Origin of the sequence: Paenibacillus sp. FSL W7-1279 (assembly GCF_037969845.1) — a bacterium.
Classification (GTDB): domain Bacteria; phylum Bacillota; class Bacilli; order Paenibacillales; family Paenibacillaceae; genus Paenibacillus_AQ.
In genome coordinates, this window is record NZ_CP150215.1 from 575317 (window position 1) to 602044 (window position 26728).

21 protein-coding genes and 1 riboswitch are annotated in these 26728 nt (G+C 52.5%); of the genes, 13 read left to right on the forward strand and 8 right to left on the reverse strand.

Going from position 1 to position 26728, the window contains the following annotated elements; all coding sequences use genetic code 11:
- The first annotated feature begins 315 nt into the window (after positions 1-315).
- Positions 316-484: riboswitch (cyclic di-AMP (ydaO/yuaA leader) on the forward strand.
- A 134-nt stretch (positions 485-618) separates the two neighbouring features.
- The 5 genes from MKY82_RS02420 (at position 619) to MKY82_RS02440 (ending at position 8053) form a co-directional block, all read left to right on the forward strand.
- Complete coding sequence (locus MKY82_RS02420) at positions 619-1029, forward strand: hypothetical protein (RefSeq protein ID WP_339295413.1); 411 nt, start codon at positions 619-621, stop codon at positions 1027-1029.
- A gap of 259 nt (positions 1030-1288) precedes the next feature.
- On the forward strand, positions 1289-2968 hold the full coding sequence (gene kdpA, locus MKY82_RS02425; RefSeq protein ID WP_339295414.1) for a potassium-transporting ATPase subunit KdpA: 1680 nt from the start codon (positions 1289-1291) through the stop codon (positions 2966-2968).
- Positions 2969-2989: 21 nt separating this feature from the next.
- Positions 2990-5023, forward strand: coding sequence for a potassium-transporting ATPase subunit KdpB (gene kdpB, locus MKY82_RS02430; protein WP_339295415.1), 2034 nt, complete (start codon positions 2990-2992; stop codon positions 5021-5023).
- A 79-nt stretch (positions 5024-5102) separates the two neighbouring features.
- Positions 5103-5729 carry a potassium-transporting ATPase subunit KdpC gene (kdpC, locus tag MKY82_RS02435; protein WP_339295416.1) on the forward strand — a complete coding sequence of 209 codons (627 nt, stop codon included), beginning with the start codon at positions 5103-5105 and terminating at the stop codon, positions 5727-5729.
- 2 nt (positions 5730-5731) lie between these two features.
- Positions 5732-8053: a histidine kinase gene (locus MKY82_RS02440; RefSeq protein WP_339296629.1), complete on the forward strand. Its 2322-nt coding sequence runs from the start codon at positions 5732-5734 to the stop codon at positions 8051-8053.
- A gap of 338 nt (positions 8054-8391) precedes the next feature.
- Here the strand turns inward: MKY82_RS02440 and udk are convergent, their stop codons facing one another.
- Positions 8392-9030 carry a uridine kinase gene (gene udk / locus MKY82_RS02445; RefSeq protein ID WP_071219124.1) on the reverse strand — a complete coding sequence of 213 codons (639 nt, stop codon included), beginning with the start codon at positions 9028-9030 and terminating at the stop codon, positions 8392-8394.
- Between the two features lie 198 nt (positions 9031-9228).
- Here udk and MKY82_RS02450 point away from each other — a divergent pair, with 198 nt between their 5' ends.
- The 7 genes from MKY82_RS02450 to comJ all read left to right on the forward strand — a co-directional run bounded on the left by MKY82_RS02450 (position 9229) and on the right by comJ (position 13520).
- Positions 9229-9864 carry a carbohydrate-binding family 9-like protein gene (locus tag MKY82_RS02450; RefSeq protein ID WP_339295417.1) on the forward strand — a complete coding sequence of 212 codons (636 nt, stop codon included), beginning with the start codon at positions 9229-9231 and terminating at the stop codon, positions 9862-9864.
- 159 nt (positions 9865-10023) lie between these two features.
- Positions 10024-10617, forward strand: a complete 594-nt coding sequence (locus MKY82_RS02455) for a TetR/AcrR family transcriptional regulator (protein WP_194540604.1) — start codon at positions 10024-10026, stop codon at positions 10615-10617.
- Positions 10607-11686: a heparan-alpha-glucosaminide N-acetyltransferase domain-containing protein gene (locus MKY82_RS02460; RefSeq protein ID WP_339295418.1), complete on the forward strand. Its 1080-nt coding sequence runs from the start codon at positions 10607-10609 to the stop codon at positions 11684-11686. Before MKY82_RS02455 ends, MKY82_RS02460 begins: the two co-directional genes overlap by 11 nt.
- A gap of 272 nt (positions 11687-11958) precedes the next feature.
- Positions 11959-12558: an SMI1/KNR4 family protein gene (locus MKY82_RS02465; RefSeq protein WP_339295419.1), complete on the forward strand. Its 600-nt coding sequence runs from the start codon at positions 11959-11961 to the stop codon at positions 12556-12558.
- A 23-nt stretch (positions 12559-12581) separates the two neighbouring features.
- Positions 12582-12779, forward strand: coding sequence for a hypothetical protein (locus MKY82_RS02470; RefSeq protein WP_339295420.1), 198 nt, complete (start codon positions 12582-12584; stop codon positions 12777-12779).
- A gap of 1 nt (position 12780) precedes the next feature.
- A complete protein-coding gene (locus MKY82_RS02475) occupies positions 12781-12996 on the forward strand; it encodes a hypothetical protein (protein ID WP_339295421.1) in 216 nt (71 codons plus the stop codon).
- A gap of 38 nt (positions 12997-13034) precedes the next feature.
- The gene (gene comJ, locus MKY82_RS02480) at positions 13035-13520 is read left to right on the forward strand and encodes a competence protein ComJ (RefSeq protein WP_339295422.1); all 486 of its coding nucleotides are present in this window, start codon (positions 13035-13037) and stop codon (positions 13518-13520) included.
- 195 nt (positions 13521-13715) lie between these two features.
- Here comJ and MKY82_RS02485 read toward each other — a convergent pair whose 3' ends face one another.
- The 4 genes from MKY82_RS02485 to fabF all read right to left on the reverse strand — a co-directional run bounded on the left by MKY82_RS02485 (position 13716) and on the right by fabF (position 17739).
- Positions 13716-14831 (reverse strand): DUF3298 domain-containing protein, encoded by a 1116-nt coding sequence (locus MKY82_RS02485; protein WP_339295423.1) that lies wholly within the window; start codon positions 14829-14831, stop codon positions 13716-13718.
- 61 nt (positions 14832-14892) lie between these two features.
- Positions 14893-15774 carry a DUF3298 domain-containing protein gene (locus tag MKY82_RS02490; protein WP_339221248.1) on the reverse strand — a complete coding sequence of 294 codons (882 nt, stop codon included), beginning with the start codon at positions 15772-15774 and terminating at the stop codon, positions 14893-14895.
- On the reverse strand, positions 15774-16286 hold the full coding sequence (locus MKY82_RS02495; RefSeq protein WP_339221250.1) for an RNA polymerase sigma factor: 513 nt from the start codon (positions 16284-16286) through the stop codon (positions 15774-15776). The genes MKY82_RS02490 and MKY82_RS02495 overlap by 1 nt, the downstream gene beginning before the upstream one ends.
- A gap of 211 nt (positions 16287-16497) precedes the next feature.
- Entirely contained in the window at positions 16498-17739 is a 1242-nt protein-coding gene (gene fabF, locus MKY82_RS02500; protein WP_339295424.1) for a beta-ketoacyl-ACP synthase II, read from the reverse strand.
- Positions 17740-17874: 135 nt separating this feature from the next.
- Here fabF and MKY82_RS02505 point away from each other — a divergent pair, with 135 nt between their 5' ends.
- On the forward strand, positions 17875-18714 hold the full coding sequence (locus MKY82_RS02505) for a helix-turn-helix transcriptional regulator (protein ID WP_194540611.1): 840 nt from the start codon (positions 17875-17877) through the stop codon (positions 18712-18714).
- A gap of 2220 nt (positions 18715-20934) precedes the next feature.
- Here MKY82_RS02505 and MKY82_RS02510 read toward each other — a convergent pair.
- From MKY82_RS02510 to vgb(C), 3 genes are all read right to left on the reverse strand, one after another.
- Positions 20935-23892, reverse strand: coding sequence for a DEAD/DEAH box helicase (locus MKY82_RS02510; RefSeq protein ID WP_339295425.1), 2958 nt, complete (start codon positions 23890-23892; stop codon positions 20935-20937).
- Positions 23889-25538, reverse strand: a complete 1650-nt coding sequence (locus MKY82_RS02515) for an SWIM zinc finger family protein (RefSeq protein WP_339295426.1) — start codon at positions 25536-25538, stop codon at positions 23889-23891. The genes MKY82_RS02510 and MKY82_RS02515 overlap by 4 nt, the downstream gene beginning before the upstream one ends.
- Positions 25539-25697: 159 nt before the next feature.
- A complete protein-coding gene (gene vgb(C), locus MKY82_RS02520) occupies positions 25698-26588 on the reverse strand; it encodes a streptogramin B lyase Vgb(C) (RefSeq protein ID WP_339295427.1) in 891 nt (296 codons plus the stop codon).
- Positions 26589-26728 lie beyond the last annotated feature (140 nt).

Below are 26728 nucleotides of genomic sequence, written 5' to 3' on the forward strand. Positions count from 1 at the left end.
CGAAACCGGACAGATCCTGTTCGACATAACGCCCCACGTGTTTCTGCTCACATTTACTTCCTGTAAGGCCGGACGTATGATACGAACTATGAATTGACGGACATCGGCAGCAGGCATACGGGCAGCCGTTCCATGAAGACCTAAAGGCTGTGTGGGAGCTGCCGGGTTCTTTATGGATCGAATCTCGGGCGAGGGCACCATGGGCCTTCGCTGGAAATGCAGGATGATGCGACTCTCACCGCTCGAACCTGATGCTGTGCTGTTTTGCCGGGCCTGAATGTTAGTCAATCGCTAATAGAATAACATGCTACTCGTTTTTAATTTTCGCTGAGTCCTTGAATGGAAAAGGAACGGGGGAACCAGTCGGGAGATAAACTTGATCTCTCAGGGGTGAATCCCATGGACAAGATAACGGTCTATGGGTAGGGCGACTCTCACGCCCGAATCCGTCAGCTAACCTCGTAAGCGTATCGAGAGAGGCAACGATTGTCGTGGACTTGGGCCACGGTGTATTTCACCGTGTTCTGATGAAGAAGCCTGCGGGAAGAGTTCTTCTCTTTCCCCAGGCTTCTTTGTTGTTGTCTTCTCTTTCTGAACTTTTTAGGAGGAGAACAAAAGATGGAGAAACCGCAGGAGTTTATCCTAGTATCCGCGCCGAACAAGGCCGGGGAAGAATTTATCCGCAAGTTGATCTATATGGACATTTCGTTTGCGGCCATAGCCAACAACCGGGTTGAGCAGGAGAGGCTGCGGGAACTAGGCTGCACCAACATGATCGTTATCGATACAAGGGATGAACAAACCTGGATCATTCCCGAGTTTCCCGTCAGCAAGGTGTATTTGTTCGAGAGCAGCTTGAACCTGTGCTGCCGCTATTTACGGATCTGCCGGACATGGACGACGGAGTCGATTTATGTGATTACCCATTCCAGCAATCCGCGATTGATATATAAGGGACTGGGGGCCGATGTGGTGCTTCATACGAACCATCATCAGGTATCCTTCCTGACTTCATCCATTGTCAGCTAAGCGTCTTGGCTGATGTGACCATGAGGTTTTAGGAGGTTGTATTCATGCAGGATTTATATATGGTGCTTATCTTGGGAGGAACCTACGGACTGCTCATGCTGTTTATGTTCTGGTGCGGACGCGTGGTTTCGGAACCGGAGGTGGATTAGTCGTGATGATCATTTTAATATGCACGCTCTTTATTTTTCTATATTTGATTTACGCGCTGCTTCATCCTGAAAAATTCTAGGGAAACAGCTGAAGGAGGAAGGCATTCGTCATGGGCATTTTACAAATTGCCATCGTTATACTCGTTCTGGTGCTGCTGGTAAAGCCGCTCGGAACTTATCTATATCAGGTGTTTCGCAATGAGGGGAATGGAACGGATAAATGGTTCTCCTGGTTGGAGAAACCGATCTTCGCACTGATTGGGTTGAAAGAACGCAAGGGAATGACATGGAAAGGGTATGCCGTCAGCTTTGTGATAACGAATATCGTGCTCGTGTCGGCGGGGTATTTGATTCTGCGGATACAGAGAGTATTGCCCTTCAACCCGAACGGTATCGACAATATGGAATCGACCTTGTCGTTCAATACGATCATCAGCTTTATGACGAATACGAATCTCCAGCATTACAGCGGGGAGTCGGGATTATCCTATATGGCCCAGATGGCCGTCATTACGATGATGATGTTCGCGTCCGCGGCGACCGGGCTATGCGTGGCGATTGCGTTTATCCGGGCGGTGACCAGCAAGGGTACAACCGTCGGCAACTTTTTTGAAGATTTCGTCAAAGCCCACACCCGGGTGTTTATTCCGGCCGCATTTATCATTGCGATGGTACTGGTTGCGCTGCAGGTGCCGCAGACTTTGCAGCCTACGCTCAGCGTCACGACGCTTGAAGGAAGCGAGCAGCAAATAGCGGTGGGACCGGTGGCTGCGCTGGAATCGATCAAGCATCTGGGCACCAATGGGGGCGGGTTTATGGGGGCCAACTCGGCGCATCCGTTCGAGAACCCGTCCCCGCTGACCAATGTGATCGAGATCCTGTGCATGTGGAGCCTCGGGGCGGCGCTTCCTTACACATTTGGTTTGTTCGCGAAGAGCCGTAAGCAGGGCTGGATTATTTTCTCGGTAATGATGACCTTGTTTATCGGATTCCTGTCCTTGAACTATGCGGCTGAAACGAACGGCAATCCGGCGCTGAACCAGCTGGGTATGGATACCTCCCAAGGCAGCATGGAGGGCAAGGAGGTCCGGTTCGGGATCGCCCAGTCCTCCCTGTTCACCACGGTGACGACCGCGGCCACGACCGGGTCGGTCAACAACATGCATGATACGCTCACGCCGCTTGGCGGGATAACGCCGCTATCCCTGATGATGCTGAACTCCGTTTTTGGCGGAAAAGGCGTCGGGCTAATGAACATGCTCATGTATGCGATATTGGCGGTGTTCCTGGCTGGTCTTATGGTTGGCCGAACACCCGAATTTCTAGGGAGAAAAATAGAGGCGCGGGAGATGAAGCTAATTGCGGTTGTTATCCTGGTGCATCCATTGATCATTCTGGCTCCGACCGCACTTGCGCTGATGACGGATGCGGGGCAGGCGGGCATTGCCCATGCGGGCTTTCATGGCATCTCGCAGGTATTGTACGAATACACGTCTTCCGCGGCTAATAACGGTTCCGGATTTGAGGGACTGTCGGATAACACGCCGTTCTGGAACGTGACAACCGGACTGGTCATGCTATTCGGACGTTACATTTCGATGATCGCCTTGCTGGCAGTGGGCGGCTCGTTGATGCGGAAGCAATGGGTTCCCGAGACGCTCGGAACGTTCCGGACAGATAATAAGCTGTTTGCCGGCATTCTGATCGCGACGGTTCTGATTATCGGTGCATTGACCTTCCTGCCAGTACTTGTGCTCGGTCCGATTGCTGAGCATCTGACGATCCGTTAATAGAAAAGGTGGCCTATTTCCATGAATAATACGAGAAAAAAAGCGATGTCCCAAGAGATGGTCCGTCAGGCGCTGAAAGACAGCCTCACGAAGCTGAATCCCGTCCTGATGATGAGAAATCCGGTCATGTTTGTTGTGGAGGCCGGGACGCTGGTTGTTCTGTTGATGACGTTATTTCCATCCTATTTCGGAACAGAGGGCAGTCTCGGATTTAATGTGGCGGTATTTGTCATTCTGCTGTTGACGCTGCTGTTTGCAAACTTCGCAGAGGCGCTTGCCGAAGGACGCGGAAAGGCGCAGGCCGATTCCCTTAAGCAGTCGAAGCAGGAAATGACGGCACATAAAGTGATGGAGAACGGAGGGGTACAATCCGTGCCGTCCACGGATCTTCGCAAAGGAGATATCGTGATCGTCACGCAGGGCGAGATGATTCCCGGGGACGGGGAAGTCATTGCGGGCCTTGCGTCCGTTGACGAATCGGCGATTACCGGCGAGTCCGCTCCCGTCATTAAAGAAGCCGGCGGCGATTTCAGCTCGGTCACCGGGGGGACGCGGGTTGTCAGCGATACGATCCGCGTCCGGATTACGAGCGATCCCGGGGAATCGTTTATCGACCGGATGATCTCGCTTGTGGAAGGAGCCTCTCGCCAGAAGACGCCGAATGAAATTGCGCTGAATACGCTGTTGATCGTCTTAACGCTGATATTCCTGATCGTTGTCGTTACGCTCGCTCCGATTGCGAAGTATCTTGGCATCGAGCTGTCCGTTCCGGTGCTGATCTCGCTGCTGGTATGTCTCATTCCGACCACGATCGGGGGGTTGCTGTCGGCGATCGGGATTGCCGGCATGGACCGGGTGACGCAGTTCAATGTGCTGGCGATGTCGGGCAAGGCGGTGGAGGCTGCCGGTGACATCAATACGATGATTCTGGATAAGACGGGTACCATTACGTTCGGGAACCGGATGGCCAGCCAGTTGATTCCCGTCGGCGGCGAATCGCATGCATCGCTTTCGCAATGGGCGGGCGTGAGCTCACTGCTGGATGAAACGCCGGAAGGACGTTCCGTGCTGGAGCTGCTGAAGCAGGAAAGTCTCGAAGCAGATGAAAGCATGACGGCTGAGGCGGATTTCATCGAATTTAAGGCAGAGACCCGGATGAGTGGGATGGACCTCAAGGATGGGCGAAAAGTCCGCAAAGGTGCGGTAGATGCCGTCAAAGCTTGGGTGCTGTCGCAAGGAGGCTCCATCCCTTCGGATTTGACGCCAAGCGCTGATGCCATCGCGACAGAGGGCGGAACCCCGCTCGCTGTTGCCGTGGATAACCGCATCTATGGTCTAATCTACTTGAAGGATACCGTGAAGCCGGGCATGAAGGAAAGGTTTGATCAGCTGCGCCGGATGGGCATCAAGACGATTATGTGCACGGGCGACAATCCGCTTACCGCAGCGACGATTGCCAAAGAAGCAGGTGTCGATGATTATATCGCCGAGAGCAAGCCCGAGGATAAGATTGCCGTCATCCGCCGAGAACAAGCCGAAGGCAAGCTGGTTGCGATGACTGGTGACGGTACGAACGACGCCCCGGCGCTGGCCCAGGCCGATGTGGGGCTGGCGATGAACAGCGGTACCACCGCAGCCAAGGAAGCGGCCAATATGGTGGATCTGGATTCGGATCCCTCGAAGATTATCGAGGTGGTTGCCATCGGCAAGCAGCTGCTAATGACGCGTGGCGCGCTGACCACGTTCAGCGTCGCGAACGATGTCGCCAAATATTTTGCCATCATTCCCGCGATGTTTGCAGCTGCCATACCGAGCATGAATGTTCTGAACGTCATGGGATTGGGTTCTCCCATGTCGGCGATTCTGTCGGCGCTGATCTTTAATGCGATCATTATTCCGCTGCTCATTCCGCTTGCGATGAGGGGCGTAGCCTACAAACCGATGAGCTCGTCGAAGCTGCTCCAGCGCAATGTGCTGGTCTATGGCTTAGGCGGCGTGATCGTACCGTTCCTCGGGATTAAGCTAATCGACATGATTGTCCATCTATGGATCTAGAAATGATTATCGTGCCGGGGAATAGAGATAACTCGAAAATGGTTTATATGGAAGATATGAAGGAAGGGATCGAGGAACCATGAATAATCCGTTGCAAAAATCATCCGCTGCGCCTCGCGCCGGGGCGGGGGCAGTTCGCGTCTCTCTGGGCATGGCCCTAAGAACGAGCCTTGTATTTATCGTGTTATGCGGTTTTCTCTATCCGCTGATTACGACGGGAGCCGCGCAGCTGCTCATGCCGAAGCAAGCCGGCGGCAGCTTGGTCACGGATTCCGGCGGAAAGGTGGTCGGATCGGAATTGATCGGCCAGAACTTTACGGAGCCTCAGTATTTTCACGGCAGGGTGTCCAGCATTGAATATAACGGAGCCGGCTCAGGCAGCAATAACTATGCACCTTCCAACCCGGACCTGATCGATCGGATGAAGGCCTCGATTGAAGCGTGGAAGGAGAACAACCCGGACGTTCCGGTGAGCAAGGTTCCGATGGATCTGGTTACGAATTCCGCCTCCGGATTGGATCCACACATATCGCCGCAGGCCGCGAATATTCAGATTCCGCGGATCAGCAAGCTGACTGGAATTACCGAGACAGAGCTTAATCAGTTGGTAGAGGAGCACACAGAAGGACGGGACTTGGGCGTGTTCGGTGAACCGCGCGTCAATGTGTTGAAGCTGAACCTGGCGCTGACCGAGCTTCTTGATTGATCATGGACCCATTTCGGAGAAAATCACCGGAGGAAATCTTAAGGTCGATTGCGAAGCTCCACCATGGAAGGCTTAAGGTATATATCGGGGCCGTAAGCGGTTCGGGGAAAACTTATCATATGCTTCGCGAAGGACATACCTTGAAACTGCAAGGCATCGATGTTGTTATATGCGCGGTATCCACGATGCAGCGTCCGGAAACGGTCGAGCAGGTCCGGAATCTGGAGCGGGTGCCCAGCATCCATTGGGTGGAGGACGGCGTAGAGAAGAAGGATCTTGATCTGGAACTGCTGGTGCAGCGCAACCCGGAGGTGGTGCTTGTCGATGGGCTTGCCCACCGAAATCGGAAGGGGGCGAAGCATGCCACGCGGCTGGATGACATCCGATTTCTGTTAAGACGGGGGATTAGCGTCATCACGACGGTCAATGTGTATGAGCTGGAGGACGTCCAGGATATTGCAGTCAAGCTGACAGGCATTAAGGCTAGTTATACGGTTCCTGCCGATACGCTAGAAAACGCAGACGAGGTGGTGCTCATTGATGTAACGCCTGAAACGATGCAGGAGCGGGCACAAGGCGGCTTGCTCGGGGGTGGCAGCGTATGGAAGGAGGGTAATCTGGCCGTGCTTCGGGAGCTGACGCTTCGCCTCGTAGCCGAAGGGGTAAACCACTCGCTGGAGCGGCACCGCAAGGAACGGGGATTGGTCGGCCCATCGGGAGCCCATGAGCGAATATTGGTATCCACCCAGTATCATTGGAACGGATCCATTTATATGCGGCGCGGACAGCAGATCGCGAAGAGATTGAACGGTGAGCTTATGGCCGTTACGTTTGTGAATCCGAGGTTAGAGCTCACGAAAGAGCAGGCGGCCTTCAAGCGATCTTTGCTGAAACTGTCGGAGCGTATCGGCGTCAAGCTTGAAGAGCTGCCTCTCCATTCGCGTAGGAAGCTGGCCGACGTGCTTGTTCAATATGCGTTGGAGCACCATGTGACCCGCATTGTGCTGGGTCACTCGAAGCAGACCCGCTTTCAGGAGATGCGGCAGGGCTCGCTCCTTCAGGATCTGCTGAAGAAAACGCGCGGGATCGATATTTTTATTGTGGCGGATCGGGCGGCGCATGACGGAGAACGGATCATCCCGGCGCAGATCCATCCGCGGCGAGTTTCCTCCGATTCGTTTCACCGATTGAATGAGCAAGAGCTGGACCGGAAGATGGAGCAGGTCAAGCGCGGGCGGTTTAAAGTCTATATCGGGGCTGCCCCGGGCGTGGGCAAGACGTATGCGATGCTGCGCGAAGGAAATGATCTGCTAAAGAAGGAATTGACGGTTCTTACCGGACTGTTGGAGACGCACGGCCGGATGGATACGCGATCACAGATCGGTGATCTTGAGGTTCTTCCGCGCAAAGAGATGGACTACCAGGGATCACGCCTTGAGGAGATGGATACCGATGAGATCATTCGTCGCAGGCCTGACGTGGTTCTTGTGGATGAGCTGGCGCATACGAATGTTCCCGGAAGCAAGCACAAGAAACGGTTTGAAGACGTGCTGGATATTCTGTCGGCCGGCATCTCCGTCATTACGACCATGAACGTGCAGCATTTGGAGAGCTTGAATGATGCCGTCAAGCAAATGACCGGCGTTCGTGTTCGCGAGACGGTGCCGGATCATATTCTGCAATTGGCCGATGAGGTTCAGCTCATCGACGTTACGCCGGAGTCGCTGCGGCAGCGGATGAAGGAGGGGAAAATTTATGCGCCGGAGAAAATCCCGCAAGCCCTTGGTCATTTTTTTAAGACGGGAAACCTTATTGCCTTAAGAGAGCTTGCCTTAAGAGAAATTGCGGATGATGTAGACGAGAGACTGGAGTCATGGCAGCGCAGCAGCTCGCTGCGGGGGCCTTGGCGTCGCGAGGAGGTTATCTATGTCATGCTTGGTGAAGGTCCCCAGGGAGAACGACTCATTCGCCGAGGCTTCCGGATCGCCCATCGGCTGAAAGCGGCCTGGTATGTGGCAGTCCCTCTGGAGCGGCATCACAGTCTGTCTCTTGACGACGAACAACGCCTGACGGCCCTTCAGACGTTAACGGAACGTCTCGGGGGAACGTTCACCGTGCTGCCGGTAAACAAGGGGCCAACCCGCGCCGTTTCTTCCCAATTGGTCGCAGCAGCCGATGCGGTCAAGGCCACCCAGTTGATTATCGGACAGCCGCAGATGGCCGGATGGAAGCTGTACGCCCAGCGGAGAATGATCCGGGGCCTGCTAAGAAGCGCAAGGCATATGGATGTGCTGGTGGTTGCGGATTACGATCCGCACGTTTGACGGCTTCAGCGCAGGGAGCTGAACGTTTTTGAGAGGACCGGGGACACAAGAGGCGTTGGAAATGCTGAAGGTGCAGGAAATGCAGTAAACCGCAGTAGATGCGGAGACGCAACAATTCGGAAAGCAAGAACACCGAGAACGAACATGGAACGAACATTCCGGAAAGCAAGAACACAGAAACCCAACAAACGTGGAAACGGAAGAACGCAAACATGACGAGCGGGTTATGCAATCCTAACGCAATTGACACGGATAACACCAAAAAGCCCACAGACCTTTAACTTAAATGGTCCTGTGGGCTTTTCCATGCTGCCAAACTGCTGATACGCAGGCTTGTCCTATGATTCACCCGACAATGTGCGGTCGCCGGTCAAATATTTCTCGGTCAAGATGGAGAGCAGGCGAATGCCGACTTCATTCTCTCCGCCTTCGGGAATGATCAGGTCGGCGTACTTCTTGGAGGGTTCGATGAACGCCTCATGCATCGGCTTGACGGTTGTCAGATACTGATTATGGATCGACTGGATGGTCCGGCCGCGGTCCTCGATATCGCGCACGACCCGGCGAAGCAGGCGTACATCGGGATCGGTATCCACAAACACTTTAATGTGAAGCAGCTTGCGCAGATTCTCATCGGACAGTACGTGCAGGCCTTCAATGATGACGATGTTGTTCGGCTTCAGTTCAATGGTCTGATCCGTGAAACGGGCATGGGCGGTAAAATCATACACCGGTGCAAATGCGGGTTGTCCGGTTTTCAAAATGCCGAGATGTTCGACGAGCAGCTCGTTGTCAAAGGCGAACGGATGATCATAGTTAATCGCTTCGCGTTCCTCGAAACTGAGCTCCTTATGATCCTTGTAATAGTTATCCTGCGAAATAAAAGTGACTTTATCTGAACCAAGACGGTCAATGACAGAGCGGGCAACCGTCGTTTTGCCCGATCCGGTGCCGCCGGCGATACCAATTATGAGCATGGCGAATCCATAACCCTCCCTAGAGTTTGCAATTTTATTATTGTAGCACAGCATGCGCTTATTTTCACTATGGGGACATAGAGCAAAAGATGGGATTTCCCATATGTTCTTTATTCTTACCATGGAATAGCTAACCGAATCTGTATGTCTTATCATAGAGGATAGACTTACCATTGAATTTTTTTCGGAGGGATGATCATGCATTATACGGCAAATTACTCATGCAAGCCCGCCCTATACATCCAGCAGGGAGAGCATCGTGGGAACATCGATTGGGACCGGTATGAAGCGGTGGCCCTGAGCGATACCGTGACCGGGCTTGCTGCGAAGGAAGCGACCGAGGTTCGCGCCTGCTGGAGCTCCGAATACTTTTATGTACGGTTTGTTTGCCAGGATTCTCATATCGTATCGGAGTACCAGCATCGGGATGATCCGCTGTATGAACAGGATGTCGTGGAATTGTTTATAGACGAAGCAGGAACGGGAATGGAATATATCGAGCTTGAGGTGAGTCCGAACAATATTATATTTGACGCCCTGATCCAAAGCGATGGACAAAAGTCGATCACAAGCAGCGATGTGAAGTGGAATCTTGCCGGCCTACAGACCTCGGTAGAGCATGACGATAAGGGGAATATAATGTATGAAATTCGCATTCCGGCTGCGAACTTCAAGAATCCCCTGCAAGCGGGACGAAGCTGGAAGGTGAATTTTTACCGCATTGATGAGGACACCCAAGGAAACCGGGAGTATCAGGCATGGAGCCCAACCGGTGAGGTGAATTACCATATTCCTTCACGTTTTGGGAAGCTGGAGTTCGTCGATATGATTTAGCATATCCATATAAACCAGAAGGCCGCATCGGTGGATGTTCATATCTGCTGTGCGGCATTCTTGTGTTTGCGGAGAGAATCGTGTTGCAAAAGAGTTCATCCTGTATTATTATTCACTTACCGACCGGTAAGTAGAATTATGAGGGGTTGTTAAATCAGGATGAGTAATCCATCAACGTATGAGGTTATTTTAGATACAAGCTATCGCTTGTTTGCGGAACAAGGCTTTGAGAAAACGAGCATGGCGATGATCGCCAAGGAATTGGATGTATCCAAACCTGCGCTTTATTATCATTTTTCCTCGAAGGAAGCTCTTATTGACAAGCTTTTTGAAGAGATTTGCCGCAGCATCGGTTTTCATGTTTATTTTCAACTGGAGAAATATACGGCGGAGAATTTCAGCGCGAGGCTTACCTCTGACGGGTTGAACATGATTCATACGCAACAGGAGGATGAACACTATACTCGAATTATGAATCAGTATCAGGCCTTGGGTTACCGCAATCCTAAATATGCACGGCAACTAATCGGCATTCTGGAAGGGTTCACTTCCGGCTTTACGGAGCTGCTGAAATATGGAGTTTCCATTGGAGCTCTTCCGGACGGCAATATGGGAGTTCAGGCACAGATGCTGACCATGATCATTGACAGCATGGATAACTTCATGAGTTACGGTCTGGAATACGACTATGAGGTGATCTGGACGCAAGCAGTCAACCAGGTGATGACAGGAGCCGAGGGGAATGAGCTCTAACACAACGCGTTTAACCGCACTCGATTATGCTCGCGCCTGGGCTATCTTCGGCATGATTATTGTCAATTATAAACTTGCCATGGAGGTGGGGGATCATGGAGCCAATTGGCTGCAAACCATCGCCGGTCTGTTTGAAGGAAGAGCTTCTGCATTGTTCGTGGTACTGGCTGGCACCGGTATATCCTTAATGACTGCGAAGGCTAGTATTTCCCGCAATCAACACATGATTCGAGAGAATCGCAAGACATTGGTGAAGAGAGCCGTATTCTTGTTTATCGCCGGGACACTTCTGCTGCTGACCGGATGGAGCGCCGATATATTGCATTATTATGCGGTATTTTTACTTCTGGCCTCGGTACTCATAACGGTATCGGACAAAACGCTCCTGATCCTGGCCGGACTCGTTCTGATCGTATCGTCATCCATGCTGATCCTGCTGGACTACAGCAAGGGCTGGGACCCCGGTTTTCATCGATATGCCGACTTTTGGACGGTGGAAGGATTCATCCGCAATTTGATGTTCAACGGATATCATCCTCTTTTTCCATGGATCAGCTTTTTCCTCATCGGCATGTGGCTTGGAAGAAAGGGCTGGTGGAGCGGCAAACACAGGCGGAAGCTCATGATGTATTCATTGTTCGGGGTGGTAATATTCGAGCTGTTATCCCGCTTCCTCATTCGCTGGACGTCTCCGTGGCTTGATGCCGATTCGGCTAATTATCTGTTTACAACCAAGCCGATGCCGCCGACGCTGCTCTATGTATGTTCTGCGGGTTGTCTGGCTGTTGCCGTGATTACAATCTGTTTTTATATCGTTGAGCGTTTTGAGGATAACCGCCTGACAGGGTGGCTTATATGGACCGGGCAGCTCTCACTCTCCCATTATCTCGGTCATATCTTCATTGGATTGGGGCTGCTGGAAGCGATCGGGTATTTGAACCATGGTAATCTGAGCTTTGCGGTTGCTTACGGCTGCGGTTACTTTGTGATGGCTGTCATCTTCTCTTGGGTATGGAGAAAACGAGTGAAGCGAGGTCCCATGGAGCTGCTTATGCGAAAATGGTGTTAACTCTCCGGCAGGAGAGTGGGCTATCTCTGTCCCGTAATGCCTATCCCTGGTATCGAATTAGCCGATTCCGCCATGAAACCGCTGCGCTTCAGCCATAAATACCCCGGGGTGTTTTCATAAAGGAACCAAAACCAACATCTCAAGAGGGATTTTGTCCCTTTTTTTGCATGCCGCAGGACATGTTGTTTTCATTGCAGCGTTCTATATACTTTGTAGGAAAGGGTAGCAATCCGCTTGGGGTGAGTGGACATGCAATATACGGAGGTTATTTTATGAATGCTGTCATGGATAGACTGATGCTCGAGCTGGAGCAGCAGTTGGAGGAGAAGGTCGCCGAAGATCTTCGGGATTTGCTGGATGAATATAAACAATTGAAGGGGGCGGCTCCTGATCAATTTCAGCTTTTTGAAGCGGAGTTCGGGATCGAGCTGCCACAGGACTTTCGTTCGTTTTACAGTAAGAAGAACGGCAGCGGATATGGGTTTCACGTGCTCTACCCCGGTAATGAAGGGGATGGGGAATACACGCCGTTTTATCTGATGAGCCTGGATGAGATGAGGGAGGTCAAAGTTTATTTCTGCGAACGGGATGAACCGCTGGATGCGTATTACAGTTCGGAGGAAATACAGCAGCTGGATCCGGAGATTAAGCCTTACCTGTTTCACAAGGCTTGGTATCCCTTTGCCACGATGGCAGGCGGGTCGTTGTATTTGATGCTGGATTTCGATCCGGCTGAGCCGGGAACGTCCGGGCAGATCATCATGTACGTGCATGATCCTGATTTTGTGTATTATATTGCGCCTTCCTTCACGGAGCTGCTTCAGGCGTCAAACCGCAATTTGCGCACCGACATTGAAGAGGTGGACTACTGATGGAACGCCAGGAAGCGCTCTTGATGCTTGCAACAGCGTCGCTTGTGCGTGGTCATCTGAAGGAAGAACTCGCGAGGGGAGGTGACAGCATGAAAGGCAGGCGGGTCCTCTGGGGAGTGATCATCCTGGTGGCAGCCACGTTGTTGATACCCGGTTACTTTATTGCGCGCACGTATGGGCTTTTTCAGAATGAGGTGGTCCTGATCACAGCTGGCCGTTGATGTGGATGGTGAACAAGTGGATGCATGGCCGCTGCTGGCCGGCTTTGCCGCAACCGATAAACAAGGGGAGCTTCGTCCGTTGTACTACATGCTGGAAGGGTCTGACCTCAACATGCTGTACCAATTGGCATATGGGCAGTTCGAAGTGGAGGCTTCAGAGGATAATCCTTTCTTGGCAGGGAGGGTTCAGTATGAGCATCTGGCGAACGATATTTAAACAGAATGCAGGTATCCCAAAAGCGAGGTGTTTTACATATGCAGCATACGAAAATGACTCAAGAGGTGGACCTTACCATTTCGCACCATCAGATCCAAGTCCGCTCACGGGACTTTGATGAGGATTTGTGCCAATGGGGAGAAACCAATATCAAGCAGGGCGTTGTCATTCATCCCGGTTATCTCACCTTTGATCCTATCCCTGATGATGCTTTCGGCGCCTGGGTAAAGCTGGCCTTGAAAGAGGTGTTCATCGAAGATCCGAATGCGCAGCGGCGGATGGTCGTGCCGTTTGATGTTCTGGATCCTGGGAAGCTGGAGCTGTTGTCCGTCATGTCGGACGCCGCTATTGAGCTTCCGCTGCAAGCAGGGCGATATGCACTGTATTTTGAGATTTGCGAGGATGAAGAAGTGTATTATCGTCTCACTTTTGTTCATGAGGGAGAAAAGGTTCAAGCCCGGTATCTGATGGATGATGAATGGGGCGGCAAGGCTGGAGAAGCATTGTCGGTGGGGTATTGCTGACGGATTGCTGCACTATAACAGGGCACGGAGGGCCTCGCTTGAGGTAAACGTTCTTAACTTAACATGAAAATATGAAGAGGCCGTCTCCGTGTTGGAGAGGGCCTCTTTTTTACCGTATGCTGTGCTGTCCCTCTGTCCCTGCTTAGGAAAGATCGTGTGCAGGAGGCGCAGACTTTGAATGGAGTAGTTTCTATGTTATTTTGCTGCGGTTACCGTAATCTGGCCATGCTTGCTTTGATCTGCATTCAGATTCAGAACGTCTGTTAGGAAAGCAAGCGGAACATAGACGTGGCCTTTTTTCATGACAGGAGCCGAGCCCAGCGAACGTGGGGCCATTTTGCCGAAAGTGTATGCATCCTTGTTCAGCTTCACCGCGCTCCAGACGGCTCCCTTGGAGATTTCCGTGGTTTTGCTCTTGCCGTTCCACTTGACATTGAACTGCAGCTGGCGCAGCACGGATACCTGAACCATGAGTTTGCCGTTGTTATCTTTGTAATAAGCGCCTGATTTCAATACGGCTGCAGCAGGCTTTATGTCGGATTCTTTACCCGGCAGCTTTACGGCAAATTCCGGTGTCCCTGTGGCTCCAGGGGCAATGCTGTATTTTTGGAATACGATATAGGCCTTTCCGTCCGCGACATAGAAGGATTGCTCCGCTTCTATGCCTTGAAACCCGTCTTCGTTCGAGAAATAATGGTCTTGATTCGCGGCAATCGCCGTTTTGACCGCTTGATCCACGATGGATTTGTAATCTTTGCCGAACAGGTCTTCAAGCGTCACGCGCTGTGCTTCGGCTTCGTTCGTGAAGTTGTACGTATCCACGCGGGGATCGCCATTGTTCATCCCGATGCCTTCGGTGATGACCTTAAGGGAGATCAAGCTGCCGTCTTTACCATCCGATGTGACCTCATAAGTGATGTTCAGCTGATAAGGGTGCATGGTATAGCCGTTCTTTTGCGCATTTGCAGCAGCTTCCGCCGCTTCTTTCTCCCATTTGACCATATCCTTGGAAGCATGGGATTCGATAATGTCGTTCAACTGGTCTTGATATTTGGTGTCAGTCAAACCTTGGAATACAGGGATCTTAATATTGGTTTCCAGCCATTTTTCCTTGGATTGCAGCGTTTTGGATGTTACCAGTTGCGGGGCAACGGTTGGAGCGGTCACCCGATTCGTGTTCGCTGCAGCTTTGGTTTCGGCATGGACATGAGCGGATGGCAGACCCGAAGCGGAGATCATCAGGATGCCCGCTAATCCGGCAGCCGCCAGGGTTTTGGTGATTGGGGTTGTGTGCTTCATTGTTTTTTTCATGTTATGTTACCTCCAGGTTAAGTTTTGATATTTATTATTTGTGATCTGCATTCGCCTTGATCTATCGGATGTATTCGCTGCTGACGAGCTGGTCTGCGATTACTTCCGTTGGGACCGTAAATTCCACGACGCCCATATAGCCGGGTGCAACTTCGTATTCATTGAAGCTGATGACCAGTTTGCCGTCTTGGTTGATATAGAAATTTTGGTCCTTGGCGATCGTTTGGAACAGATCCTCTGATGCATCGTTCTCCACGCCAGGCTGCTCCACCCAGTAGATGTTGTCCGGATTAGCCTGCATCTGGCGGCGCATCTGCTCCTTGATATTGTCGCTGATGACCTGGATATAACGATCATCCTTGAACAGACTTGGCAGCGTGATCACCATCTGGTTCTTCTTGTCGATCGTATCGTATTTTCTGGATTCGGCAGAGCCTCCAGCAGATTCGACAATATAACGTGAAAGCGTCAGCAGCTGTTCATTGTCGGTGATCACTTCATAACCGCTAGTAAGACTCAGATGCGCGCCGCCTTCTTTATTTAATAGGGCCACTTCGTCTTTGAAGTTTTCATACAGTTTCTTGTTTTCTTCCAGGTATTTGTTATTTAGGGTTTGCTCAAGCTCCGTATTTCCTAGGTTGGCAATGCCGGGTGTTTCGATATGCACTTCCGTGTTATCGTCTTGCTCGGCATATTCACGGATGGTGATCACCTTGATGATATGGCCCAGAACCGGCACATCGGACATGGCCTGGGCCAAGGCAGGGCTGGTATTCACTCCGGCGAACAGTAGGATGCATGCAGCTGCGCTACTAGCGAGCCAGGGCAGCGCTCTATTTTTTTTTCGTCTGGTTGCTATGGTCTTGTTGACAATCGAGCTTAGTTCGTCAGGAATAGGAGTGCTCTCGTACTGCTCTTTCATCCTATTCAGCTTGTCATGCATTATCGTTGCGCCTCCTCTTGATCTTCCTCGCTTAGATTCACCCGCAGTCTCTGTAGTCCTTGGTATAATCTCGTTTTCACCGTGCTGACGTTCTCGTGGAGCACTTCGGCAATTTCGTCAATCTTCATATCTTCAAAAAACCGGAGTATGATGACGACCCGATACTTGTCGGGTAATTCCTCCAAAGATTGGGCCAGATCCAGATTCGGATAGTGGTCATGGCTGCCGGGTAATATAACCTCCAGGTTCTCGTCGTCCATAACGCGGACTTTTTTCTGTTTTCTAATGAAATCCAGGGAGGTTGTTACAATAATTCGGAAAAACCAGCTTTTTAGTGAACCCGTCTGCTTCAGCTTTTCCATGGATATAAATGCTTTGTGGATCGCGTCCTGAACGATATCGAGGGCATCCTCTTTATTTCTAACGTAGCTGTATGCCAGCCGGTAGGCGCTGTCCTGATGTTCGGTTATGCATTGGATAAGAAGCTTCTCAAGCTTCCGGCCGCCTCTCATGTAAATATGACACTCCTTTGGGCCCGCGCGGGTAACCATCAATTGCAATTGACTTACGGAAGCAAGACGTGCGAGTCTTGCAAAAAGTTTGATTCTGCGAAAAAAATTAAAAAAGCCGTTGTTTCTGTTTCTGTCTCATTATTCAGCCCAGCCTTCCAGAATCGCAACAAGAAAAAGACCCCAGTTTTCACTGGGGTCCGGGACGCATGGGTTATTCGTGCTCATATTTCTGGATAACAATCGCCGAATTATGTCCGCCGAAGCCGAAGGAATTCGACATGCCAATCCGAAGCTCGACCTTTCTCGCCTGATTCGGTACGTAATCCAAATCGCATGCCGGATCGGCATGTTCCAGATTGATCGTCGGCGGTATGACGCCTTCCTGTAAGGATTTCACGAGTGCGATGGCCTCTACGCCGCCGGATGCGCCCAGCATATGTCCGGTCATCGACTTGTTCGCCGTTACCGGAATGCGATACGCCTCCTTGCCAAACACCTGCTTAATGGCCGCTGTCTCCGAACGGTCACCGATGACCGTGCTTGTGGCATGGGCGCTGATGACATCCACATCAGATGGGGCGAGATTCGCCTCGGTCAGGGCCAGCTTCATCGCCCGTGCCGCACCGTTGCCGTCTTCCGGCGTGGCGACCATATGATAGGCATCCGAGCTGGCACCGTAACCGATGACCTCGCCCAGAATGACGGCGCCTCTGCGTAAGGCATGGGAGAGCGATTCCAGGACGAGGATGCCGGCACCTTCTGCCATGACAAATCCGTCCCGGTCCGTATCAAACGGCCGGCTGGCCCGGCCCGGTTCATCGTTGCGGGATGAAAGGGCGGTTGCGTTCGCGAAGCTGGCCAGTGAAATATCGGTCAACGCCGCTTCGGAGCCTCCCGCGATGATGATGTCGGATCGGCCAGCCTGGATGTTAAAGAAAGCCTCGCCGATCGCCGTATTGCCGATCGAACATGCCGTAACCGGGGCCTGCGTGGAGCCCAGCGCCTTGTATTTAATGCTGATGAGCGCTGCCGCCATATTGGGAATCATCATGGGTACCAGGGTAGGACTGACCCGTTCGGGACCCCGCGCTGACAGCGTGCCGCTCTGATTCATCAGGGTCTGGATGCCGCCGATGCCGGAGCCGACATATACCCCCATCCGCTCATGATCGATCTGATCAAGATCGAGTCCCGACTGGCTTATGGCTTGATCCGCCGCAGCCAGCGCAAACTGGCAGAAGCGGTCCATACGCCGGGCTTCCTTGGCGCCGAACAGCGCGTTTGCGTCGAATTCCTTTACGGCACCTGCTATTTGTACCTTCTGTCTTGATGTGTCCAAAGTTTCTATATGTGTAATACCGGACTCTCCTCGTACAAGCCGGGACCAGAACGTCTCAACATCATGGCCCAACGGCGATATGACGCCCATACCGGTGATAACGACTCTTTCCATGGTTCAAGCCTCCTTTAAGACTTTATAACTTGTCAATCTTAAGGTTATAATGTCACGTGTAGTATCCTATTACAAGATACCGTTTATCCTAGTATAAATACTGCTATCCTTAGTTGGATGAAGGAGGCTTATAAGATGAATTCCCAGGTTAGACTCCAAGCTTTGTCGGCTTTCCTGAAAGGACAGCGTGCCAAAATCTCGCCCGAGTCCGTCGGATTGCCGCCCGGGTCACGAAGAAGGACACCGGGCTTGCGCAGAGAAGAGGTGGCCCAGCTGGCAGGTGTCAGCACCACTTGGTACACCTGGCTCGAGCAGGGACGCGACATCCAGGTGTCGTCGTCCGTGCTGGACTGCGTCGCCAATGCGCTACAGCTGAACGCGGATGAGCGAAGATATCTGTATTCTCTGGCGCTGGAGAGCGGGGCGGAGCCTTATACGGTCAAACAAGAAGCGGTGCAGATCAGCCCGTCTCTGCAAAAAATCATCACCGAGCTGAAATATTGCCCCGTCATGATATCGGATCGGATGTGCAACATCGTGGGATGGAACCGTGCGGCTGCGTATGTGTTCCTTGATTTTGACCGCATCCCGCCCGAGGAGCGGAATATGATCCGGCTGCTTTTCACCCGCAGGGAGTTTCAGCGGCTGGCGGTGAACTGGGAGCAGTTCGCCAGCGGCTTCCTGTCGATGTTTCGGTCCTATTACGGTCAATATGTCGAGGATGAGTGGTATGACCGTTTTCTGGAAGAGATGAAGCAGGGGCATCCGGAGTTCAATCGGATGTGGGAGCAGAGCCAGGTCAGCTATGCCCCGGAAGTACATCTGGAATTCCGGCATGCCAAGGCCGGAAAAATGGTATATGAGCTCACGTCGCTCAAAGTGTACGGAAATGATGATCTGCGGTGCAGCATTTATACGCCAGCTCCGGATACGACCACGGAAGCAAAGCTGCGGCAGCTGATGGAGGAGAAGTAAACGGAGGGAGTGGGACCCGGTGACGCTATCGAGGGGAGTGGCGGGGCTGGGTGATGCTATCGAGGGGAGTAGCAGCGCTGGCTGCTCCTGTTGCTCCTGGTGTAGGATTCGGTTGCTGCTTGCTGTTGGTGCGGCTGAGGTAAGGGACTCCAGTGGTGTGCACTTGCTGTACCAAGAGTAGGGATTCCGTTGCCGTTGCAGTAGCTGCGCCAAGAGTAGGGATTCCGTTGCTGTTACACTAGCTGCGCCTGAAGCAGAAGACTCCAGTTCCGATTGCACTTGCTGCGCCAAGAGTAGGGATTCCGTTGCCGTTGCAGTAGCTGCGCCAAGAGTAGGGATTCCGTTGCCGTTGCAGTAGCTGCGCCAAGAGTAGGGATTCCGTTGCTGTTACACTAGCTGCGCCTGAAGTAGAAGACTCCAGCTCCGATTGCACTTGCTGCACCCAGAGTAGGGATTTCGCGCCGCACTTACTGTTCTTGAAGTCATCTACTACTTGTTGCACCCGACTTATCGGACACCAGTTCCGCTATATTATGAGATAACGCCATAAACTCAAACTTAGGAGACACTAGGTACGTTATTGGACTCATATTCGGCGTTTTCATCGTTTTTTGGAGTAAATAACGGAACTAGGGTCCGTTCGAGTTCAAAAATGGTGGGTTTTTCCCTAAATAACGTATCCTGTGTCCGTTTATGTATAGTATCGCCACCTAATACCCTGCTACCAGGCCCGACGTTCTGGTGCTGACTGTCTTGCGCAGGTGAGGCCGATTCCGTGGCAAACTTACTGTTCTTGAATCATCTACTACTTGTTGCTCCCGACTTATCGGACACCAGTTCCGCTATTTTATGAGATAACGCCATATTTTCAAACTTAGCGGACACTAGGTACGTTATTGGGCTCATATTCGGCGTTTGCATCGTTTTTTGGAGTAAATAACGGAACTAGGGTCCGTTCGAGCTCAAAAATGGTGGGTTTTTTCCTGAATAACGTATTCTGTGTCCGTCTATGGATAGTATCGCCACCTAATACCCTGCTACCTGGCCCGACGTTTTGGTACTGACTATCTGGCGCAGGGGAGGCGGATTCCGTGGCAAACTTACTGTTCTTGAAGTCATCTACTACTTGTTGAACCCGACTTATCGGACACCAGTTCCGCTATTTTATGAGATAACGCCATATTTCCAAACTTAGCGGACACTAGGTACGTTATTGGGCTCATATTCGGCGTTTTTATCGTTTTTTGGAGCAAATAACGGAACTAGGGTCCGTTCGATTTCAAAGATGGTGGATTTTTTCCTGAATAACGTATCCTGTGTCCGGTAATGGATGGCATCGCCACCTATTACCCTGCTACAGGCCCAACGTTCTGGTACTGACTGTCTTGCGCAGGTGAGGCCGATTCCGTGGCAAACTTACTGTTCTTGAATCATCTACTACTTGTTGCACCCGACTTATCGGACTCTAGTTCCGCTATTTTATGAGATAACGCCATATTTTCAAACTTAGCGGACACTAGGTACGTTATTGGACTCATATTCGGCGTTTTTATCGTTTTTTGGAGCAAATAACGGAACTAGGGTCCGCTCGAGCTCGAAAATGGTGGATTTTTCCCTAAATAACGTATCCTATGTCCGTTTATGGATAGTATCGCCACCTAATACCCTGCTACCTGGCCCGACATTCTAGTAATGACTATCTTGAGCTGGTGAGGCGGATACCCTCTAAGCGGGAGTACCTCAAGTTGATTCGGATTACCTTCTAAGCAAGAGTACCTCAAGTTGATTCGGATTACCCTCTAAGCAAGAGTACCTCAAGTTGATTTCGGATTAACCTCTAAGCGGGAGTACCTCAAGTTGAGTCGGATTACCTTCTAAGCAAGAGTATCTTAAGTTGAACCGGATTACCCAAGACACAGGACTTCAACTGGTTCGAACCTTAGAATCCTTAGTCATACAAGCTTCATACGCGTAAACAAAACGAAATCCTGTTAAGCATTAAACTCCTCCAAATAACAAAAACCCCGTGTTGGCTCAGGGCCTCCGAAAAATGGCAAGTTTTCAGTGGCCGTGTCCTCACACGGGGCTTTCTTTTATTCAACGATATTATAGAACGGCATCTGGTAACCGCCTAGAAATTCCATAGGTATTCTGCTGTGCTTCACCCCTTCGGGGCCGAGTATCCAAGATCGCCTATCCGGTTACTCCTTGATATGACGATTACGCCCAGTCGCGCCGCAGCGTGAAGAGATCCTTCAGCTCATCGGTGGACAGCTCGGTAATCCAGCCCTCGCTGCTTGCGATAACCTGATCGCTCAGCTGCTGCTTGCTCTCCAGCATCTCGTCGATCCGCTCTTCGAGCGTCCCCATGGAGATGAACTTGTACACCTGGACATCCTTGGTCTGTCCCATCCGATAAGCGCGGTCGGTCGCCTGATTCTCCACAGCGGGGTTCCACCAGCGGTCGAAGTGGAACACGTGGTTCGCCGCGGTCAGATTCAGACCTACGCCGCCGGCCTTGATGGAGAGAATCATGACATTCGGCTGTTCTTCGGGCGGCAGGGTCTGGGATTGGAACTGCTCGATCATGCGGTCGCGCGTCCGCTTCGGTGTGCTGCCGTTCAAATACAGCACGGGTTCACCCAGCTCTTGATGCAGCACCTGCCGCATCATCTCGCCCATGCCGATATACTGGGTGAAGATCAGGCAGCGCTCGCCCTCGTCCCGCAGCTCCTTCACCATGGACAACAGCCGCTCCAGCTTCGCTGAACGGTTGACCACGGCCTCGGTATCAAGCAAGCCGCCGCCTCCCGGCAGTTCCGGGAGCGGCTCCTTCGTCAGCAGAGCCGGATGGTCGCAGAGCTGCTTGAACTGCGTCAGAGCTGCCAGAATGGCGCCTTTCCGCTCAATGCCCTCAAGCTTTTGCATGCGTTCCAGGAGACTGCTCACGGTCTGATCATAAAGCGCGCCTTGCTCGGCCGTAAGATGGATATAAGTCTTCATCTCATTTTTGTCCGGCAGGTCGAGCTGAATCGCAGGATCCTTTTTCTTGCGCCGAAGCATGAAGGGCTTAATCAGCTTCTGCAGGTCGGCCGTGCGCTGCTCGTTTTTGTCTTTTTCGATGGCCTGGATGAACCGGAGATTGAACGCCCGCAGGCTTCCAAGATATCCGGGATTGATGAAGTCATAGATGGACCACAGTTCGGACAACCGGTTCTCAATCGGTGTGCCGGTCAGCGCGACGCGATGCCTTGCCGGGAAGCTTCGCACGGCGGCGGATTGTTTGGTGTCGGCATTCTTGATGTTCTGGGCCTCGTCGATGCCGATCGTTTCCCACTTCATGTCTCTTAACATTTCTTGATCAAGCGTCGCCGTAGCATAAGAGGTAAGGATAATATCGGCTTGGTAAGCCTCTTTATAGAAATCCTCGCTGCTGCTTCGTTTGCCGCCGTAATGAAGCATGACCCGGAGCGAGGGGGCAAACCGTTCAAGCTCTTTCTGCCAATTGCCCAGCACTGAGGTGGGACAGATCAGCAGGGAGGGGAGGCGTCTTTCTTCCCGCTCCATCGTCATCTTCACGTGCAGCAGGTAGGCGATAAACTGCACGGTTTTGCCAAGACCCATGTCATCGGCAAGGCATGCACCAAGCCCGTAACGCCGCAAAAAGGCAAGCCAGGCAAAGCCGTCATGCTGATAAGTCCGCAGCTCGGCCTTCAGCCCAGCCGGGACAGGGAGGCTCGGCCATTCGTTTTGGCGGCCGAGCTGGCCTATGAGCTTCACGAGGTGCTCGTTCAGTTCCACCTCAAGCTTGATCCGCTCCGGATCCTGTGTTTCCTCCGAATCCTGCTTCGTCTGCTCCGATTCATCGTTGTTCCCGAGCAGATGAAGGTGCAGAATATCTTGAAACGATAGACCTTCCTCACGGTCTACGCCCGCCATCATCTGGCGGATTTGGGCAACCAGGGCGGGATCCAGCGGAATCCACTGCCCCCGGAACCGTACCAGCCGTTCGTTCCGGGCAACAAGCTCGGCGAATTCTGCCTCGGAAAGGGTAGCTTCCCCGATGGCGATGCGCCAATCGAAATTGACCAGCGCGTCCAGACCGAACAGGGAACCGCCGCTGCTTCGCTCGGCGTTCTCGCCCTCGCCCGAGCGTACCTTCGCCCGCAGCTTGGGCTTCTTCTTGCTGGCGGCTTCCCACCAAGCGGGCAATAGGACCAGCCAGCCTGACTGGAGCAGCCGCTGGCTGTCGTTGGTCAGGAACTGCCATGCCGCCTCGTCGGACAGCGGCCTACCGAGCACGTCTTCAGCCGGAGCATGAAGCACCCTTGCCGGCAGTGCTGCCTGCAATCCTTGGAGCCAGCCGGGGGCCCGCTCCTTGATATGAGGTGTCCATGTCTCGGGCCATGATCCATATGCATGCCCGTCTTCAGCAAGACGAACGGCTGCAAGCGCCGCGGCGTCTTGCTTGTCTTGCAATACAAGACGAAGACGCCATTCGGCTTCGTCTTCGTCAGGCTCCAACAATTGCAGCAGCGGCCGGAATGGAGCGGTATCCGGTCGCCATCCGATGGCGATCAGCCATGACTTGTCGTCCATGCCCTCGGCTGCCGTGCGGTTCGGCGAGAAGAGAAGCGGGTATTCTCTGCGCAGGTCAGCCGCCGACTCTTCGCTGCCGTAACACTGGTCTTGCACGGCGGCGGAGAACGCTGCCCGCAAGCCTTCATTCCATATCTCGTCTGCATTCAGCAGGGACAGACGGGACTGCTCTTCCGCTTTGAACGCCTCTGTATCCCAGATCCATTGCAGCTTGCCCAATCTGAAGGCGCTCAAGCTGGGCGCATATTGCTTATTCTGAATGCAAGCTGCCAGCGAAGGCGCAAGTTCAATGAAGGGAAGGCAATCCTCGTCCCATACCCATTCAATATGTTCCAGCAGCCGTCCATCCGCAAAGAACGGTATGACCTGCTCGGAAGGCAGGATGACCACTTCCATGTCCTGAACGGATTGAACGGTAAGCTCTGTTCCGTAGAAGGAAGCTTCGTGCCACGCGAATAAACGGTGCTTCAGGTATTGTCCGGACACATAACCCTGCATGACAGTAGAGCCGTATATGACGGCATCTCCGTATTCGCTTAGCGCCATGTGGACCGTGATGGTTTCTGTGTGTCTGCTCATGATATCAGCTTTCCTCTCCGCAGCTCTTCCTGGAATGCGCGAAGCCGGCTGTTTCGTACAGATAACGAGATAATGAACAGATCCCAGCGCTCCTGCTGCTTGAGCTTTTTGTATAGCTTGGCTAACCGTTTGAGCAGCTTGACGGCTGCTTTATATCCGGCTCGGTTCTTATGAAGGATGTACCGCTCAACGGCCTGATGGTAAAAAGGCAGCAGAAGCTCGGGTGCGTTCTTCTCGATCGGTGCCAGCTCGCTGACCCGGAGTTCCAGCGGCTCCCGGCCTGTGCTTAGTTGATAGTCGATCCATTCCCGCCATCTCCCGTGCGTGATCAAGGCATTCTGATAGATGTCCTTCGAATAAGGAAGCATGTCGGCAAGACTGCTCCACATCCGTTCAGCCTCCTCGGGCAAGTGCTCTATGACGGCATCCCAGTAGTATTGATAGCTGCTGAGATGCTCGTTGCGGTGACTGCCAAGCAGCGGGCCGATCTCCGGGAGCCAGCGGGCCAAGCGGTCCCATTGCTGCCCTGAATGCAGCATGTCGAAGAAGCCAAGGACGGAAGCGGGGGGCAGGCTGCTGACCTTGTCTGCTTCCCTGATCAGGTCCCAGGACGATTCATCTTCTCCGAGATAGAAGGCCATTAAGCCCTGCGCCATATACCATGAGGCGCGTGAAAGACTGCTGCCGAATTCGGCTTCGGCTGTCTGCAACTGCTCTAACTCCGCCTGGATTAAGCTGCTGTCTTTTTTCGAAAACGGATAGATCCAGTACATCCAGAGCTGCATATAGATCTGGGCGTAAAATTTGCGGTTCCGCGGCTCGCTCAGCATGCTCCGCCGGGCATGCGAAATCGTCTCGGTCAACCGCTGCCTGAATGCCTCCCCATGTTCGCTGACCTCCAGCCCTTCGTGGAAGATGCGCTCGATTCTGGCCAGGATATGATCCGCTGCCACCTGCGTATGATAGCCGATGTAGGAGCCGGAGGAATTCCAGGCACTGGCGGGCTGCTTGACGAGCTTCTCGAGAATGAAGAGATGCGCATGGAGCTCGTATAACGGATCCAGATCCGGCGGAAGCGGGGGTTTAATGTGATGGAGGGAAGCCAGCGCATTTTTGGCGTAAAACGAATTCTGCGTATTCGTTCCCAGCGAAGCCGTGCAAACTTCGAACAGCTCATGCCATGCGGAGATTGGCAGGTCGGGCAAATGATCCGCTTTGACTCTCCATTTTGATGCTCCGGCAGACGGTCGGTCCTGCGCTGGGCTGAAGCCGGACTCGCTTCGGTCATACGAAGAGGTGGAAGCATATGTGGTGGAATGCGCATTAACCAGGGCGTGAATGGAACGACCCTGAAGTTGAGCATAGTCAAGCAGAACAGCCACCATATGCTTGCAGCCATCCTTAACGGGACAGCTGCATTCGCTGTCGCTCAAGGAGTGAAGGTGAAGCTTGGTACGGTAGGTTTCCGTTCCATCCACGGAAGCCTCGACCACACCGGTCTCATCTGCCGGCTCGCTGGCGTGGACACGACCTTGCTTGTAATACTGAAATCCCCGTTTAATGGTCAAATCGCTGAAAAATCCGGCGGTTTGTTGAATCAGCGTCTGCCATTGTATATCATCTAACGTTTCGTTTGAGTTCATCATCGGACGGTCTCCTAAGAGAAATAATTCTAAGTATCCATTTAATCTATCACATTCCCATAGATGAAGAAACAAGCCAGGGCAGCTTCTCGCTGGAAAAGCCCGGCAACAGGCTGCACGGGCTTTCTTTTATGGGCGGAGCGATATGTGTTCTCCCTAAACCTAATACTGAATCGTAAACCGGCCGATCTGATCGCATTCCTCGGCGAACCAGACCTCGCCGCCGGAATCCACGGTTATGCCATGAGGTTCTGCGGAGGGGGTAGGGATTGGATACTCGGTAATGTCCCCGGTATAGGTAATTCGTCCGATTTGATTGGCTCCCCATTCGGTAAACCATAGATCCTCGGATACACCCGCCGTGATGGCATGGGGTCTGGCGTTCCCTGACGGGAGCTTGAATTCCGCAATTTCCCCGGCCGTTGTAATTCGACCGATTTGATTGCCGTTGATTTGAACAAACCATAGAGCGCCATCGGCACCTGTCGTGATGCCGACCGGTCCGGATTGCTCTGTTGGAATCCGGTACTCGGTAATCTTCCCCTCCACCGTAATTCGGCCGATGCAGTTGTTCTGGTTTTCCGTAAACCACAACGCGCCGTCCGGACCGGTTGTAATATAGGAAGGGTACGATCCTTCGCATGGTAAGTCATATTTCGTGATAATGCCTGCCGGCGTAATCCTTCCGATTCGGTTGCCGATTAGCTCGGTGAACCATATGGCTCCATCCGGACCCTCAGCCAAGCCGTAAGGAGACGAATTGGCTTCAGGCAGTTCGAATTCCGCAAATGTTCCTTCCATTGTCATTCTTCCGATTTTATTCGCTTTGTACTCCGTAAACCAGAGGTCACCGGTATGGGCAGAGAGGATGGACATGACCCCGGCATCTGGAGTCGGCACTTCGAACGTGCGTATATCCCCATCTTTGGTGAGCCGTCCGATCCGGTTTCCTTTTTGTTCCGTGAACCATATGGTCCCATCTTGTCTTGCCGTAATACCATAAGGTCCCGATTCCCGATTCGCTGTCTTGTATTCCTGTGCGGCGATCTGCATGCAAACATGCCTCCTGTTTAGAAAGTAGTTGTTAGGAATGCTTTATAAGACGGATTCTTCATTTGTCTGAGCGTAAACATGTCTCTCGCTCCGGTTGCCCGTAATCGGGGAGGTTCAGTCTTGGATGTTTGGATGAGTGC

Coding starts and splice junctions, on each gene's coding strand:
- MKY82_RS02420 (WP_339295413.1), top strand. CDS start 619: ATGGAGAAACCGCAGGAGTTTATCCTAGTATCCGCGCCGAACAAGGCC.
- kdpA (WP_339295414.1), top strand. CDS start 1,289: ATGGGCATTTTACAAATTGCCATCGTTATACTCGTTCTGGTGCTGCTG.
- kdpB (WP_339295415.1), top strand. CDS start 2,990: ATGAATAATACGAGAAAAAAAGCGATGTCCCAAGAGATGGTCCGTCAG.
- kdpC (WP_339295416.1), top strand. CDS start 5,103: ATGAATAATCCGTTGCAAAAATCATCCGCTGCGCCTCGCGCCGGGGCG.
- MKY82_RS02440 (WP_339296629.1), top strand. CDS start 5,732: ATGGACCCATTTCGGAGAAAATCACCGGAGGAAATCTTAAGGTCGATT.
- udk (WP_071219124.1), bottom strand. CDS start 9,030: ATGCTCATAATTGGTATCGCCGGCGGCACCGGATCGGGCAAAACGACG.
- MKY82_RS02450 (WP_339295417.1), top strand. CDS start 9,229: ATGCATTATACGGCAAATTACTCATGCAAGCCCGCCCTATACATCCAG.
- MKY82_RS02455 (WP_194540604.1), top strand. CDS start 10,024: ATGAGTAATCCATCAACGTATGAGGTTATTTTAGATACAAGCTATCGC.
- MKY82_RS02460 (WP_339295418.1), top strand. CDS start 10,607: ATGAGCTCTAACACAACGCGTTTAACCGCACTCGATTATGCTCGCGCC.
- MKY82_RS02465 (WP_339295419.1), top strand. CDS start 11,959: ATGAATGCTGTCATGGATAGACTGATGCTCGAGCTGGAGCAGCAGTTG.
- MKY82_RS02470 (WP_339295420.1), top strand. CDS start 12,582: ATGCTTGCAACAGCGTCGCTTGTGCGTGGTCATCTGAAGGAAGAACTC.
- comJ (WP_339295422.1), top strand. CDS start 13,035: ATGCAGCATACGAAAATGACTCAAGAGGTGGACCTTACCATTTCGCAC.
- MKY82_RS02485 (WP_339295423.1), bottom strand. CDS start 14,831: ATGAAAAAAACAATGAAGCACACAACCCCAATCACCAAAACCCTGGCG.
- MKY82_RS02490 (WP_339221248.1), bottom strand. CDS start 15,774: ATGCATGACAAGCTGAATAGGATGAAAGAGCAGTACGAGAGCACTCCT.
- MKY82_RS02495 (WP_339221250.1), bottom strand. CDS start 16,286: ATGAGAGGCGGCCGGAAGCTTGAGAAGCTTCTTATCCAATGCATAACC.
- fabF (WP_339295424.1), bottom strand. CDS start 17,739: ATGGAAAGAGTCGTTATCACCGGTATGGGCGTCATATCGCCGTTGGGC.
- MKY82_RS02505 (WP_194540611.1), top strand. CDS start 17,875: ATGAATTCCCAGGTTAGACTCCAAGCTTTGTCGGCTTTCCTGAAAGGA.
- MKY82_RS02510 (WP_339295425.1), bottom strand. CDS start 23,892: ATGAGCAGACACACAGAAACCATCACGGTCCACATGGCGCTAAGCGAA.
- MKY82_RS02515 (WP_339295426.1), bottom strand. CDS start 25,538: ATGATGAACTCAAACGAAACGTTAGATGATATACAATGGCAGACGCTG.